At 67.4% G+C, this 14,272-nt stretch carries 12 protein-coding genes; 11 read left to right on the top strand and 1 reads right to left on the bottom strand.

The window, feature by feature from the left end:
- The 9 genes from ACK8OU_RS13730 to ACK8OU_RS13690 form a co-directional block, all read left to right on the top strand.
- Positions 1 to 849, top strand: an 849-nt coding sequence (locus ACK8OU_RS13730) for an ABC transporter ATP-binding protein (RefSeq protein WP_410303986.1), incomplete at its 5' end; no start/stop codon positions are given.
- Positions 846 to 1,907 (top strand): C45 family autoproteolytic acyltransferase/hydolase, encoded by a 1,062-nt coding sequence (locus tag ACK8OU_RS13725; protein WP_410303985.1) that lies wholly within the window; start codon positions 846 to 848, stop codon positions 1,905 to 1,907. The genes ACK8OU_RS13730 and ACK8OU_RS13725, both read left to right, overlap by 4 nt.
- Before the next feature lie 8 nt (positions 1,908 to 1,915).
- Positions 1,916 to 2,947 carry a sigma-54 interaction domain-containing protein gene (locus ACK8OU_RS13720; RefSeq protein WP_410303984.1) on the top strand — a complete coding sequence of 344 codons (1,032 nt, stop codon included), beginning with the start codon at positions 1,916 to 1,918 and terminating at the stop codon, positions 2,945 to 2,947.
- Positions 2,948 to 3,121: 174 nt separating this feature from the next.
- Complete coding sequence (locus ACK8OU_RS13715) at positions 3,122 to 4,480, top strand: acyclic terpene utilization AtuA family protein (RefSeq protein ID WP_410303983.1); 1,359 nt, start codon at positions 3,122 to 3,124, stop codon at positions 4,478 to 4,480.
- A gap of 11 nt (positions 4,481 to 4,491) precedes the next feature.
- The gene (locus ACK8OU_RS13710) at positions 4,492 to 4,830 is read left to right on the top strand and encodes a DUF4387 domain-containing protein (RefSeq protein WP_410303982.1); all 339 of its coding nucleotides are present in this window, start codon (positions 4,492 to 4,494) and stop codon (positions 4,828 to 4,830) included.
- 177 nt (positions 4,831 to 5,007) lie between these two features.
- Positions 5,008 to 6,261 carry a polysaccharide biosynthesis/export family protein gene (locus tag ACK8OU_RS13705; protein WP_410303981.1) on the top strand — a complete coding sequence of 418 codons (1,254 nt, stop codon included), beginning with the start codon at positions 5,008 to 5,010 and terminating at the stop codon, positions 6,259 to 6,261.
- Positions 6,258 to 8,471: a GumC family protein gene (locus tag ACK8OU_RS13700; RefSeq protein ID WP_410303980.1), complete on the top strand. Its 2,214-nt coding sequence runs from the start codon at positions 6,258 to 6,260 to the stop codon at positions 8,469 to 8,471. Before ACK8OU_RS13705 ends, ACK8OU_RS13700 begins: the two co-directional genes overlap by 4 nt.
- A 12-nt stretch (positions 8,472 to 8,483) precedes the next feature.
- Complete coding sequence (locus tag ACK8OU_RS13695) at positions 8,484 to 9,614, top strand: glycosyltransferase (RefSeq protein ID WP_410303979.1); 1,131 nt, start codon at positions 8,484 to 8,486, stop codon at positions 9,612 to 9,614.
- Complete coding sequence (locus ACK8OU_RS13690; RefSeq protein WP_410303978.1) at positions 9,608 to 10,369, top strand: 4'-phosphopantetheinyl transferase family protein; 762 nt, start codon at positions 9,608 to 9,610, stop codon at positions 10,367 to 10,369. The genes ACK8OU_RS13695 and ACK8OU_RS13690 overlap by 7 nt, the downstream gene beginning before the upstream one ends.
- Here the strand turns inward: ACK8OU_RS13690 and ACK8OU_RS13685 are convergent.
- Entirely contained in the window at positions 10,293 to 11,099 is an 807-nt protein-coding gene (locus ACK8OU_RS13685) for a methyltransferase, TIGR04325 family (RefSeq protein ID WP_410303977.1), read from the bottom strand. The two genes, ACK8OU_RS13690 and ACK8OU_RS13685, sit on opposite strands and share 77 nt — an antisense overlap.
- A gap of 128 nt (positions 11,100 to 11,227) precedes the next feature.
- Between ACK8OU_RS13685 and ACK8OU_RS13680 the strand changes: the two genes are divergently transcribed.
- On the top strand, positions 11,228 to 12,652 hold the full coding sequence (locus ACK8OU_RS13680) for a hypothetical protein (RefSeq protein ID WP_410303976.1): 1,425 nt from the start codon (positions 11,228 to 11,230) through the stop codon (positions 12,650 to 12,652).
- A complete protein-coding gene (locus tag ACK8OU_RS13675) occupies positions 12,649 to 14,088 on the top strand; it encodes an oligosaccharide flippase family protein (protein ID WP_410303975.1) in 1,440 nt (479 codons plus the stop codon). Before ACK8OU_RS13680 ends, ACK8OU_RS13675 begins: the two co-directional genes overlap by 4 nt.
- The last annotated feature ends 184 nt before the right edge of the window (positions 14,089 to 14,272 follow it).

Below are 14,272 nucleotides of genomic sequence, written 5' to 3'. Positions count from 1 at the left end.
TGTGGCAAATCCACGCTGGGCCGGGCGATCCTGCGCCTGCATGAGCCGACGACGGGAAAGGTCACCTTCGACGGCACCGATGTGACCGCGCTGGACCCGGCCGGGTTGAAGGCGATGCGGCGGCGGATGCAGATCATCTTTCAGGACCCCTATGCCAGCCTGAACCCGCGCCGCACGGTGGCGCAGATCGTGGGATTGCCGCTGAAGCTGCACGGGCTGGCGCAAACCGATGACGAGGCGCGCGCGATCGTCGCGCGGATCTGCGAACGCGTGGGCCTGAAGGCCAATCAGCTGGACCGCTATCCGCATCAGTTTTCCGGCGGCCAGCGCCAGCGCATCGGGATTGCCCGTGCGCTGGTGTCGAACCCGGAATTCATCGTCTGCGACGAGCCGGTTTCGGCGCTGGATGTGTCGATCCAGGCGCAGATCATCGCGCTGTTGCTGGAACTGAAGCGCGAGATGGGGCTGACCTATCTGTTCATCAGCCACGACATCTCGGTGATCGGTTATCTGGCCGACCGGGTGGCGGTGATGTATCTGGGCGAGATCGTCGAGATGGGCCCGGTCGAGGCGATCCTGGCCAATCCCCGCCATCCCTATACGCAAAGCCTGATGTCGGCGGTGCCCGGGGTGGACCATGCGGGCCGGCGCGCGCGGGTGCGGCTGGCGGGCGATCTGCCCTCGCCGCTGAACCCGCCGGCGGGGTGCAAGTTTCATACCCGCTGTCCGCTGGCGGTCGGGGCGTGCCGCAGCCGCGCGCCGGTGGCGGAAACCGTGGGGCCGGGTCACAGCGCGGCCTGTCACCGGCTGGCGGAAAACCTGTCGCTGCTGGAAGGACCCCCGGCATGAGCGATCTGCTGGCGCTGGATCTGGCCGGATCGGCCTTTGCGCGGGGCCGGGGACAGGGGGTGGCGCATGACCGCGCCGAACAGGTGCGCGCGGCAACGGTGGGGCGGGTGGCGACGGCCCGGGCCGAGGGGCTGATCGACGCGGCCGCGCGGGATTATCTGGCGGCGCAATATGCCTTTCACGAAGCGGTGGACCCCGATGGCCTGGCCGAGATGGCGGGGATCGCGGCGGGTTTCGGCCTGGACCCGGCTGAGGTGTTCGCGCATCTGCATCTGGGAACGCTGCGCGATCTGAAGGGGGGCGGGCGGCTGGAGGATGGCTGTTCGTCCTGGGCGGTGGGGCAGGGGCCCGATGGGCCGCTGGTGGTGAAGAACCGCGATTTTTCGGGAACGCATCTGGGCATCCAAACCGTAGCGCGGCATGAAGGCCCGGATGTGGCCACGGGGGCGATGCTGTGCCTTGGCAGCCTTGGCAGCCCCGGCGCCTATTCCAGCGGGATCAATGCGCGCGGGTTTGCGCTGGCCGATACGCAGGTGGCGGTGCGCACGCATCGCGTGGGCTGGCTGCGGTATTTCCTGATGGGGCGGGTGCTGGCGCGCTGCGCCACGGTGGCGCAGGCGCTGGACCTGATCCGCGCGCATCCCCATGCGGGCGGCGGCACATTGGTGATGGCCGATGCCGGCGGCGCCACGGCGGCGGTCGAACTGGGCGCTGCGGGGCCGCAGGTGACGCAAGGCCCGGTGGTCTGGCGCACCAATCATTACGTCAGCCCGGCGCTTGGCGCCGATACGTTGTTGCCGCAGGGCGATGTGATCGCGGGCAATTCCGGGCGCCGCTTTGCCCATCTGGCCGCAACCCTGCCCGGGCAGGTCTGGGACAGGGCGGCGGCGCAGCGGCTGATGGCGACGCATGCGCCTGCGCCCCTTTGCCAGCATGGCGCCGATGACGGCACGATGACGATTGCCAGCGCGGTCTATTCCTGTGCGGCGCCGGGGCTGCTAGTCTGTGCCGCGAACCCCTGTTCGGGCGACTGGCGGCATCATCCGCTGACCGGATAGGGGGGCGCATGGCGGCAGACACGGGACGGGGCATGGCGGATTACAAGCACGAGCTGGTCGGGACCCACCCCGGCATCCTTGCCCTGCGCCGCCTGATCGAGCGTGTCGCCAGAAGCCCCGCGCGCACCGTGCTGATCTATGGCGAAACCGGCACCGGCAAGGGGCTGGTGGCGCGGATGATCCACCGCGCTTCGGCCCGGGCGGGGCGCGAGTTCATGGATATCAACTGCGCCGCGATCCCGGCAAGCCTGCTGGAATCGGAACTGTTCGGCCATGAAAAGGGCGCCTTCACCGGCGCGGTCGAACGCAAGCTGGGGCTGGTCGAGGCGGCCAATCACGGGTCGATCTTTCTGGATGAGATCCGCGAGATGGACCTGACCCTGCAGGCCAAGCTGTTAAGCCTGCTGGACACCCATCAGTTCCGCCGCGTGGGCGCGGTCAAGACAACCTCGGTCGATGTGCGCTTTATCGCGGCGACCAACAAGGTGCTGTTGTCCGAGGTCGCCTCGGGCAAGTTCCGCGAGGATCTGTATTACCGGCTGCAGGTGGTGGCGCTGAACATTCCCGCGCTGCGGGAACGGGTTTCGGATGTGATGACATTGGCGCAGCATTTCATCGCCCGCTATAACGCGCTTTACAAGCGTGAGGTGCGGGGGCTGGACCCCGAGACCGAGGCGATCTTTCGCGCCTATCCCTGGCCCGGCAACGTGCGCGAGCTGGAAAACCTGCTGGAGCGGATCTTTATTCTGGAAGACGACAATGTGATCGCGCCGCGCCATTTGCCCGACCGGATCATCCGCACCGTGCGCATGGGCGGGACGGGGGGTGTTTCCGGCGGCGCGGCTGCCCTGCCCGCGCAGGCCGCCCCGCCCGATCTGGACGCAGGGTTTCACGAACTGACCGGCGCCTTTCAGCGCCAGTTGATCGAGGCGGCGCTGGCGCGCAGCCAGGGCAACCTGCAAACCGCCGCCGAGGCGCTGCGGTTAAGCCGGCATGCGCTGCGCCACCAGATGATCAAGCTGGGTTTCCACCACGACTGATGCCGGCCTGTCGGCCGGACAGTGCGCGCGCGTGATGCGCGCATTTTGCGCGCATTCCTGCCGGGCCTTGGCAGGGCGTGTAAGAAACGAATGTTTTTCAGTGACTTGGCGGGTCGAAAAACTGGAACGATTATTGCATTAGGTAAGGCAGGACATTGGCAAAACGAGGCAACCATGGCGTCGCTCAGGATCATCTGCCCGAACGGGCATCTCGGTTTCGCGCCCCTCAAGACGGGCAGCTTTCATCTTGGCGTCGCGGCGAAGCCCGATTTCATTGCCGCCGATTCCGGCAGTGACGATATCGGCCCGGTGCCGCTGGGCAACGACAGTTGCGCCAGCCCCAAGGCCTGGCAGGAACATGACCTGGAGGAAATGCTGCTGGCCGCGCGCAAGCTGGGCGTGCCGATGATGATCGGTTCGGCCGGCGATACGGGCACCAACAGCCGTGTGGACATGTATGTCCAGATCATCCGCGACATCGCCGCGCGCCATAACCTTGCGCCGTTCAGGCTGGGCTGGTTCTATTCCGAGGTGGACCGCGAATATGTCCGCGCCAGGATCCGCGGCGGATCGCCGGTGACGGGACTGGATGCCCGCCCCGACCTGACCGAGGACGAGCTGGACGCCACCTCGCGCATCGTGGCGATGGCCGGGGTGCATCCCTTCCTGAAGCTGCTGGACGAGGGCTGCGACGTCATCATCGGCGGGCGCTGTTCGGACAGCGCGATCTTTGCCGCCGCCGCGCTGCACAAGGGTTTCCCCGAGGCGCAGAGCTATTACCTGGGCAAGGTGCTGGAATGCGCGTCCTTCTGCGCCGAACCCTATGGCGCCAAGGAAACAGTGATGGGCGAGATCACCGCCGATCATGTCGAGGTCACCGCGATGGCGCCCGAACAACGCTGCACCGTCGCTTCGGTCGCGGGGCATGCGATGTATGAACGATCCAACCCGTTCCACGAATTCGTGGCGGGCGGGATGCTGGACATGACCCACTGCCACTATGACCAGGTGGCCGAAAAGACCACCCGGGTCACGGGGATGGAATTCGTGCCCGCGCCGCAATTCCGGGTCAAGCTGGAAGGGTCGGGCAAGGTGGGTGAACGGTTCGTGGGTATGGCGGGCATCCGCGACCCCTATACCATCGCCAATGTCGATGCGGTGATCGACTGGGCGCGCCAGCAGACCATGGACCGTTTCGGGCCCGACGGCTGGGAATTGCATTACAACGTCTTTGGCCGCAACGGCGTGATGGGCGACATGGAACCCTTGAAGGACAAGCCCGGGCATGAGCTGTGCATCGTGGTGCAGGGCGTCGCCCCCACCCGTGAGATGGCCGAAGAGGTCTGCATGACCGGCACGCGCCAGCTGTTCTATGCGCGGCTGCCGGATGTGAAGGGCACCGCGGGCGGCGTGTCCTTTGTGCTGGATGAGGTGATGCAGGCCAGCCCCGCCTATCGCTGGACGCTGAACCACACCATGGCGGTCGATGACCCGCTGGAGCTGTTCCCCACCCACACCGCGATGATCGGCTGAGGAGGCCCGCGATGACCCAACCGAACACCCGCAAGAAGCTGGCCGATCTGGCCAAGACGATCCGGTCCAAGAATGCCGGCACCGACAAGATCACCTTCGACATCATCTTCCGCGAGAAAGACACCTATGAAATGGTGAAGCGGTCGAAGGCGCTGACGCGTGACAGCGTCTGCCGGGTGCTGAATGTCGATCCGGCGCGGCTGACCGATTTCGTGGAATATGATCCGGCCTATGCGATCAAGTTCACGATCCTGCGCATCCGCCCCTCGGGCAGCGCGGGCGATGCCGACATCTTTGGCGCGCAGCAATATGCGCCCTTCCTGGATGTGGAAGTCGACGTGACCGCCTGATTTCGGCGCGAATTGCACGGTAGGATTGTGCCACCCCTCGGGTTTGCCCGCAGGGGTGGTTTTCGTATCAACCGAAAGGACAGGTTCCGCCGAAAAGACTCGGTCCCCGGTGCTGATCGGTTATCCTTAAGGCATTGGCTTTCAGGTTTCGATTCGCTTTTTTCTTGGGGGGCTGATGTGGCCGGGACCGGACGCATTCGCCGGATGGCGGGCCTGTTCGTGACCGCGTTTTGCCTGGCCTGGGGGCCGGGGGCGGGGGCGGCGACGCCGGATGGCTATACGATCAGCATCGGCGATGAGCTGGAGCTGGACATCCTTGACGACAGCGATCCGCCGCAGCGGTTTACGGTGGGGGGCGACGGGCAGGTGCAGTTGCCGTTCATCGGCGGTGTGCGGGTCGAAGCCGTCACGCTGGGCGCCGCGCGCGACCTGATCCGCGATACCTATGTCACGCGTGAGATTTTCATCGCGCCGACGATTGAACTGTCGATCGCCAGCTTCAGGCCGGTCTTTGTGCTGGGCGATGTGCGCAACCCCGGCAATTACGATTTCCAGCCCTTCCTGACGGCGGAACAGGCGGCGGGGCTGGCCGGGGGCGCGGCGGTTTCGGCCAATAATGAGGAACAGCGGGTTCTGGAACGGCGCAATCTGGCCGGCAGCCTGAACGGCATGACGGCCGATCTGGCGCGGCTGGCCACGCAATATGCCCGCGTGCAGGCACAGCTGGCGAACCGGCAGGCGGTCAGCTGGTCCGATGTCCCCGAGGCGATCCGCCCCGATGTGGATCGCGTACTGTTTGACGAAATGAAGCCAGCCGAGGATCAGATCATCATTCTGGAGGACCAGAATTACACCGGGCGCCACCGGCTGCTGGGCGAGGCGATCCTTGAGGCGGAAAAGCGCATCGACCTGATCGAACAGCGCCAGAAGGTGCTGGGCGATGCGGTGGAACGCGGCCGGGTCGAACTTGCGCGCAACCGGGATCTGGTGGATCGCGGGCTGCGCACGATGTCGGTGGTGATCGACAAGGAACAGGAATTCGCGCGGCTGGAGGGGGAATTCCTGCGCCTGCGCGAAGAACAATCGGCGGCGCTGGTGCAGATCAACACCCTGCGCAGCGATCTGTCGCAGCTGGAGACAGAGCGCGAAAAGGCGCTTTTGTCCGCATCGCAGGGTTTCTGGAGCGAGATCGCGCGGCTGCGGGCGAACCGGGCCTCGGTCGAGGATCGGCTGCTGCTGCTGAGCCAGTGGATCAGCCGGTCCACCGGGCCCGAGGCCGAGTTGCTGGTGGAATATCAGGTGCGGCGGCGGAGCTCGGCGGGGGTGCAGCAGATCGCGCTGGACCCGTTCGATGAATTGCTGCCGGGGGATTTGCTGATGGTGCGCATCAGGCCGCCCGAGGCCCTGGCGGACAAGGGGGTGGGGCAATGAAACGCGTGGTGCCGCCAAGGGATCTGGGTCCCGAACGCCCGTTCCATCATGGCCATGGACGGCTTGATCCGGGGCGCGCGGGCGGGATCGACCTGCTGTATCTGTTCGATATCCTGCGCGGCAATCTGGCGTTGGTGGGGCTGATCGCGGCGCTGTGCATGGCGGCGATGTTCATCCATCTGCAGCGCGCCACGCCGATTTATCGTGCCCATGCGCAGATCCTGATCGACACGCGGCAGGAACGTGTTTCGCCGGTGGAAGAGGTGGTGTCGAACCTGAATGTCAGCAATTCGGTCGTCGCGGGCGAGGTGCTGTCGATCCGCACCAATGTGCTGATCGGCAAGGTGGTGGACCGCCTGGATCTGGTCAACGATCCGCAGTTCGACCCGCGCCTGCCGCGCCCGGAAAGCGCGGTGGCCTGGCTGAAACGGGTGGCGCGCGGGGGCGAGCCGTTCCACCAGATCGCGCAGCGGATGCCGCCCGAGGGCCTGCGCGCGGCGGTGATCGACACGATCATGAAACGCCTGAGCGTATCGCAGATGGGGCTGTCCTATGTGATCGGCCTGTCCTTTGACGCGCCCGATCCGCAGGTGGCGGCGCGCATCGCCAATGCGGTGGCCGGGGAATACATCCGTGCGCTTCTGGAAAAGAAGCAAGAGGCGACCTTGCGGGTGAACAGCTGGCTGTCCGAACGCATCCTGGAAATGAGCCAGCAGGTCGAGATCGCCGATTCCGCCGTGGTTGATTTCCGCACCCGGATGGTGGCCGAGGCGGGGGGCGGCGAAGATACGACGAACCAGTTGCTGGCAGAACTGAACAGCCGGCTGGTCGCCACCAGCGCCGAACGCGCCGATGCCGAGGTGCGTTATGCCCAGATGGAACGGCTGGAGGCCGAGGCGGGCCTTGCCGCGGTGGCCGATGTGGTGACCTCGCCCCTGCTTGAAACCTTGCAGCGGCAGCGGTCCGAACTTGCGGCGCGGCAGGCGGAACTGGCCAGCACGCTGGGTCGGCGCCACCCCGAGATGATCCGCATCAGCGCGCAGATCGGCGATATCGACCGCAGCCTGGAGGCCGAGGTGCGCCGCCAGATCGAGGCGATGCGGTCCAATGTCTCGGTCACGCGCAACCGCGAACAGGCGCTGCAGGCGCAGATCCGCGAGGTATCCGACCGCGCCGATCAGATCGCGCAGGCCTCGGTGCGGCTGGATCAGCTGGAACGCACGGCGGCGGCGACGCGGCTGGTCTATGAAAACTTCCTGTCGCGGTTCAAGGAAACCAGCGCGCAGGGCGATTTCCAGTCACCCGAGGCGCGCATCATCGGGCAGGCCAGCGTGCCCTCGGTTCCGGCCGAACCGCGCAAGACGCTGTCGATGATCGTGGCGGCGGTCGCGGGGCTGTGTCTTGGGGTGATCGTGGTGTTCCTGCGGTCGGCCCTGGTGGTGCCGGTGCGCACCACCGATGAGCTGCGCGGGGCCACGCATCTGCCCATTCTGGCGGTGTTGCCCCATGTCCGGCGCGCCGGGCGGCGCCACGGCTGGCTGCACCGGGAACTGGCAGCCGAGGCCCCTTCGGTTTTCATGGAGGGGATGCGATCGATCCGCACGCGGCTGTTCGATGTGCCGAAATCGCAGCGCCCGCGGGTCATTCTGGTGACATCGGCGCTGGCGGGCGAGGGCAAATCCTCGATCTGCTTCGCGCTGGCGCGGGCGTTGGCGGGGGTGGGGTCGAACGTGGCGCTGCTGGATGCCGATCTGCGCCGGTCGGACACGGTCGAGGCGCTGCGGCTGCCGTCGGAGGGACCCTGCCTGATCGATTATCTGGAAGGCAAGGCCGGCGTGACCGACATGACGGAACGGTCCGATCTGCTGAAGGCCGATGTGGTGGTGCCGCGGCGCCATACCAATGGGGCGGCTGATCTGATCGCCTCGGGGGAAATGCAGGGGCTGATCACGCGGCTGACGGCGCGTCATGACGTGGTGGTCATCAATGCCCCGCCGGTCCTGCATCTGGCGGATACGCTGCTTTTGGCCAAACATGCCGATGTGACACTGATGGCGGTGCAAAGCGGGCGCACGCCGGTCAAGGTTCTGGTGCGGATGCTGAACCGGCTGAACGAGGCGGGGGTGCATGTCGCGGGAACGGTACTGACGCAGGTGCGGCGCAAGGATGTCGCGGCGCGCGAGGTCTATGGCTATTCCTACGAATATTAAGGGGCGCGCGCGATGCGGGTGGCGATCATCCATTACTGGCTTGTGGGGATGCGGGGCGGCGAGCGGGTGCTGGAGGAAATGCTGCGGCTGTATCCGCAGGCCGATATCTTTACCCATGTGGCCGATCCCGCAGCCCTGTCCGATCTGATCCGCGCGCGGCCCATCACCGAAACCCGTATCGCGCGCCTGCCCGGCGCACGGCGGCATTACCAGAAATACCTGGGGTTCATGCCCCGCGCCCTGGAAGAGCTGGACCTGCGCGGCTATGATCTGATCCTGTCCAGCGAAAGCGGCCCGTCCAAGGGGATCCTGCCGCCGCCCGGGTCGGTGCATGTGTGCTATACCCATTCGCCGATGCGCTATGTCTGGGATCATTATCCCGATTACCGTGACCGGATCAGGGGCCCCCTGGGCCGGGCCTATTTCGCGCATCTGGCGCATCGGCTGCGGATCTGGGATGTCAGCACCGCCGCGCGGGTGGACCGCTTTGTCGCGAATTCGCAGTTCGTGGCCGACCGCATCCGGCGCTACTATCACCGCGCGGCCGATGTGGTGCATCCGCCGGTCGATCTGGGCGCCTATCGCCCCGCGGCCCGGCCGCGGGCGCGGGACTATTACCTGTTCGTGTCCGAGCTGGTGCGCTACAAGCGCGCCGATATCGTGATCGATGCGTTTCGCGGGCTGGACCGCAAGCTGGTGGTGGTGGGCAGCGGGTCGGAGCGGGCCGCGCTGGAACGCGGCCTGCCGGGCAATGTGACGTTGCTGGGACGGGTGCCGTTCGACGATCTGCCGGGGCTGTATCAAGGCGCGCGCGCGCTGATCTTTCCCGCCGAGGAGGATTTCGGCATCGTCCCGGTTGAGGCGATGGCCTGCGGGACGCCGGTTCTGGCCTATGGCCGGGGTGGCGCACGCGACAGCGTGGTGCCGGGGCGCACGGGGTTCTTTTTCGATCAGCAAAGCCCCGCGGCGGTGCGCGCCGCCGTGCGGGATTTTGAGGCCCGCGACCCGCTGGATGCGGCGGCGATCGCGCGCCATGCCGAAGGCTTTGGCGCGGAACGGTTCCGCCGCGAACTGGCCGAGGTGATCGCGACCGCCTTTGCCGAGCGGGCGGTCCGGGACGGTGGCGGGGGGCGGGCGTGGTAAGGGTCGATCTTTGGGCCTGGCCGCTGGCGCAACCGGCGGCGCGGCTGCGGGGGTTCTTGCGGCTTCTGTCCCCCGATGAGGTCGCGCGCGCGGGCCGGTTCCTGCGCCCGGCCGACCGGGATGGATTTGTCGCCGGGCGGGGACGGTTGCGCGAAATTCTGGGCGGTTATCTGGGGCGTGCGCCACAGGCCATCGGATTTCGCTATAACGATTTCGGCCGGCCCGAGGTTGACGGGGCCGGGGACCTTACCTTCAACCTGAGCCATTCGGGCGGGCGCGCGGCGCTGGCGGTTGGTCATGGCGCCCGTCCGGGGCTGGACATCGAGGCGATCCGCCCGATCGAGGCGGCGGTGGCGCGGCACCATTTCTCGGGCCGGGAATATGATGCACTGATGGGCCTGGCCGGGGTGGACTGGCTGGCGGGGTTCTATCGCTGCTGGACGCGCAAGGAAGCGGTGATCAAGGCGCTGGGGCAGGGGCTGTCGATGGATCTGAAGGCCTTTGATGTGACCCTGCGCGGCGATGAACCCGCCCGCCTGCTGCGCCTGACGGGCGGGCAGGTGCGCGACTGGACGCTGGTGCATCTGGCGCCGGGGCCGGGGCTGATCGGGGCGCTTGCGCTGGAAACCTGTGGCCGGGGGCTGCGGATCGTGCCGCGCGCGGGCTGGCCGGGGGCGGTCAGTCCAGACGTTCCAGGCAGTAGCCAAGGCTGCGGCTGGGACCAAGTGCGGGATGGGTGGGGATCACATGGCTGAGCGAGGGAATATCCCACCGATCCAGGATGCGGTAGCCAAGCACCGCGATTTCGGCCTCAAGGGCGGGGCGGTTGCGCATCTGATAGGGCACGCGCGCCGGGCCGATGCGTTCCAGCGTGGTGACCGAGGGACCTTCGCGGGTGGCGACCTTGTTCAGCACGATGTGGCGGGGCCTGCCGGGCAGGCGGCCGATCAGATCGCCCAGCGAGGCGTCCAGATATTGCATCAGGCCCGAGGCCAGCAGCAGATCGGGCGGGCCGGACATGTCGGGTTCGGTGACAAAGCGGATCGCCGCGGGCAGGGCGCCCCGGTTCTGGCGGGCGCGGGCGGCGCGGATGATCGCGGGCAGGTCGCAGACGCACCAGTCCCAGTCGGCCAGTGGCAGGAAGGGGCCGAAGGCGATGTATTTCGTGCCCATATGGCCGCCCATGTCCAGCACCCGCAATCCCGGGCGCCGCAGCCGGTCCAGCCAGAACAGCACCGGGTAATCCCACAGCTGCAGCTGGCACATCCGGTGAAAGGATACCTCGGCGACGGTGTCATGGTCATAGCCGCCGGGGGTGCGGGCGGGCAGACTGGCCAGCGCGGCGGCGGGGTCGGGGAAGGCACCGATGAAGGCGGGCGACCGCGGGGTCGCGGCCAGCGCGCGGTTCCACAATGCGCGGGCGGGCAGGCCGATGTGCCGGTGCATCATGCCAAGCCCCGCCTTGACGCCTTGCCGGATGCCCATGGCGCGGCCCCCCCTGGTTCGGTTCCCGTGTCAGTATCGGTCAGGACCGGCCTGCTTGGCAAAGACTTTCCCGCGCGGTGCCGTTCCGCAGGGGGCAAGGCGCGGATCGGCGCGGGGGGGCGGGCGCGATGAGCGTTTATCCCGCCTTTGGCGTTCTGCTTGCACTGTGGCTGGTGCTGGTGCTGCGCGACCCGGACAACAGCCTGCGGGTGACGGTGGCGGCGCTGCCGATGGGGATGTTCGCGGCGCTGGCAGCAGGCGGGTTGTCGGCGCTTGCGGCGCATGTGCTGGCGGGGTTGACGCTGGCGCTTGGCGTCTTGCGCTGGATCGGCGACAGGCGGCGGGCGGGGCCTGTGCATCTGTCGGGGGCGGGGGTGTTCGTGGTGCTGTTCGCGGCCTATGCGGCCTTTTCGGCCACGGTGCTTGTGCGGCTTTTTGCGGGTGACTTCCTGATCTTTCCGATGTCGGTCAGCGTGGCGGGAACGCCGGTCAGCGCCCTGTTCCCGTCCACCATGTTCCCGCTGGCGCCAAACAGTTCGAACCTTGCCCAGACGCTGTACATCATTCTGTCGGCGGGTGTCTTCATCGCGGCAACCGCAACATTCGCCCGCCGCGGCCCGCAGTTTGGCGAAACCGCGATGATCTGGGCGGCGGGGGTGAACCTGATTCTGGGCGGGCTGGATCTGGTGCAGCTGGACAGTCTTCTGGCGGTGATCCGCACCGCCGATTACACGTTGAACAATGAACATACGATGGGCGGCTTTGCCCGCGTGATCGGGGGGTTTGCCGAAGCGTCCAGCTTTGGCGCGGCCTCGGCGGCATTGGCGGGTTATTTCGCGATGTCATTCCTGCTTGGGCGGCGGCTGCGCGACGGGATGCTGGCGCTGGCCAGTCTGGGGGCGACGCTGGCCTCATTGTCATCGTCGGGGCTGGTGGCGCTGGCGGCGGCGGGGCTGGCGATCGCCTGGCACGCGCGCAGCTATCTGGGCGCGGGCATGAGCCGCGGCTTTGGCCACGGGTTGGTGATCTGTCTGGCGGCCTTTGCCGCAGGGCTTAGCCTGGCGCTGCTGTCGCCGGCGGTGTCCGCGCTGGCGGGCGATCTGGTGGACCGGCTGATCCTGTCCAAGGGGGCCAGTGCCTCGGGGCTGGAACGGGGGGCCTGGGCGCGGGCGGGGTTTGACGCCTTCGTGCAGACCTGGGGGCTTGGCGCGGGGGCGGGGTCGCTGCGGGCCAACGGGTTGATCTCGGTGCTGCTGGGCAGCGTGGGCCTGCCGGGGGCGGTTTTGTTTCTGGGGTTTGTCTGGGCCGCGATCGGGCCGCTGGCGGGGCCTGTGGGGGATGAGGCACGCCGGGCGTTTCTGGCAGCGCGCGTTTCGGCGCTGACGCTGTTGGCCGCAATGCTGATCGCGGGCACCACGCCCGACCCGACGCTGCATCTGGTCACGGTTCTGGCGATGGCGGCGGCGGTGCGGCAGGGGGCACCGGCGCGTGCGGCGCAGGCCCAAGGCCCGCATGGCGCGGGTGCCGCCGCGATACCGGGGCGGCGGGCATGAGCGGGACAATGCGCGGCGGGGTTCTGACGGCGGTGTCACGGGTGTTTTCGCAGGGCGCGCAATTCCTGATCTTTCTGTTTGCCGCCAAGATCATGGCGCCTGCGGAATTCGGCGTTTTCGCGATGGTGTCGGCCTGGTCGATGTTGCTGGCCATGGTCGCGGGGGCGGGGTGGGCGGAATATGTGATGCAATGGCAGGGGCCCGTGGTGGGCCTGCGCCGGGTGCTGTCGATGGCGCTGATCAGCGGTGCGGCGATGACGGGGGTTGCGCTGGGGATCAGCCTGCTGGCGGGGCTGGTCACATCCAATCCGCAGGTGGCACCGCTGATGCAGCTGTTCGCGTTGACGATCCTGCTGGCAAGTGCGGGCAATACGGTGGCCGGAATCATGAACTGGCAGGACCGGCTGTCTGCTGCGGCGCTGACCGCCATCATCGCCGATCTGGTGCATCTGGTGGTGTCGGTCGTGGCGCTGCGGGCCGGATATGGGGTCTTTGCGCTGGCCTTCGGGCGGATCGCGGGCACTTTCATGTGGCTGGCGCTGGGGCTGGCGGTGGTGCGCCTGGTGCCCGCGTCCCGGGTGCCGCGCGAAGACCTGCGGGCGGCGCTGCGGTTCTGGGCGCGGATCGTGGTTGTGCGGTTGATGACCAATCTGCGCGTCCACACCGCGACCTTCATCGTCGGCGGTGCCTTTGGCGCCGCGGCGGCGGGCTATTACCGGGTGGGTGAGCGCCTGTCGCTGGTCTTGAGCGAGGTGCTGGGCGAGCCCACCCGCGTGCTGGCCTGGAGCCTGTTCCGCCGCAGCCGCGACGCGGTGGGCGGGACCACCGGCTTTCGGGCCCGCGCCAACAGGTTCTTTCCCGCGCTGCTGGCGATTTCGGTGCCGCTGTTCGCCTGCCTGGCCCTGTTCGCCGAAGATGTGACGGTGGGCCTTTTGGGGGACCAATGGCGCCCGGCCACGCCGGTGGTTCAGGTGCTGGCGCTGGCCCAGGCGCTGTTCGCCACCGGCTTTGCGCTGGAGCCGATCCTGTCGCTGGCGGGGGCGGTGCGGGTGATGCCGGTGGTGGTGGCGCTGAATGCCTCGGCCGGGATTGCCCTGGTTCTGATCGCGGCGCCCTATGGCATGGTCGCCACCGCCTGGGCGCAGGTGGTGGCAGGTATGGTGGCCTTTGTGGTCAATGCCCGCGTGCTGGGCCATTACGCCGGCATCAGCTGGGGGCGCATTCTGGCACGGTCCTGGCGCGGATTTCTTGCTGCGTCGGTCGCGCTTGGCGCGGCCCTGGCGCTGCGCGGGGCCTTCCCGCTGGACGGGGTTCAGGCGCTGTTGCGCGCGGTTGCCGGATCGGTCGTTCTGGTCGGCGTTTATGCCGGCGTGCTGCTGGCGCTGGATGGCCGGCTGCGCAGGACGCTGCGCCGGGTGGGGCGCCCGATCGCCTGAACGGGCGAACCGGGGCGAATGGATTCCCGGCATGGATGTAAAGCAGGCTGCCCATTTGGGCAGGGTTTTTTTCGAAGAGAAAAAGAATAGAATACCAAAGGATAGGGTCGTTTTTATTTGGCGTCTCGATTCGGCTGAATTCTTGCGCCGTATTCGGACTTATTCGGTTTCAGGTTTGGTGGGG

The sequence above is a fragment of the Pontitalea aquivivens genome (genome assembly GCF_046507575.1).
Classification (GTDB): Bacteria; Pseudomonadota; Alphaproteobacteria; order Rhodobacterales; family Rhodobacteraceae; genus Pontitalea; species Pontitalea aquivivens.
Note: the sequence above shows the minus strand (reverse complement) of the source record. Positions and strands in the feature narration are given on the sequence as shown.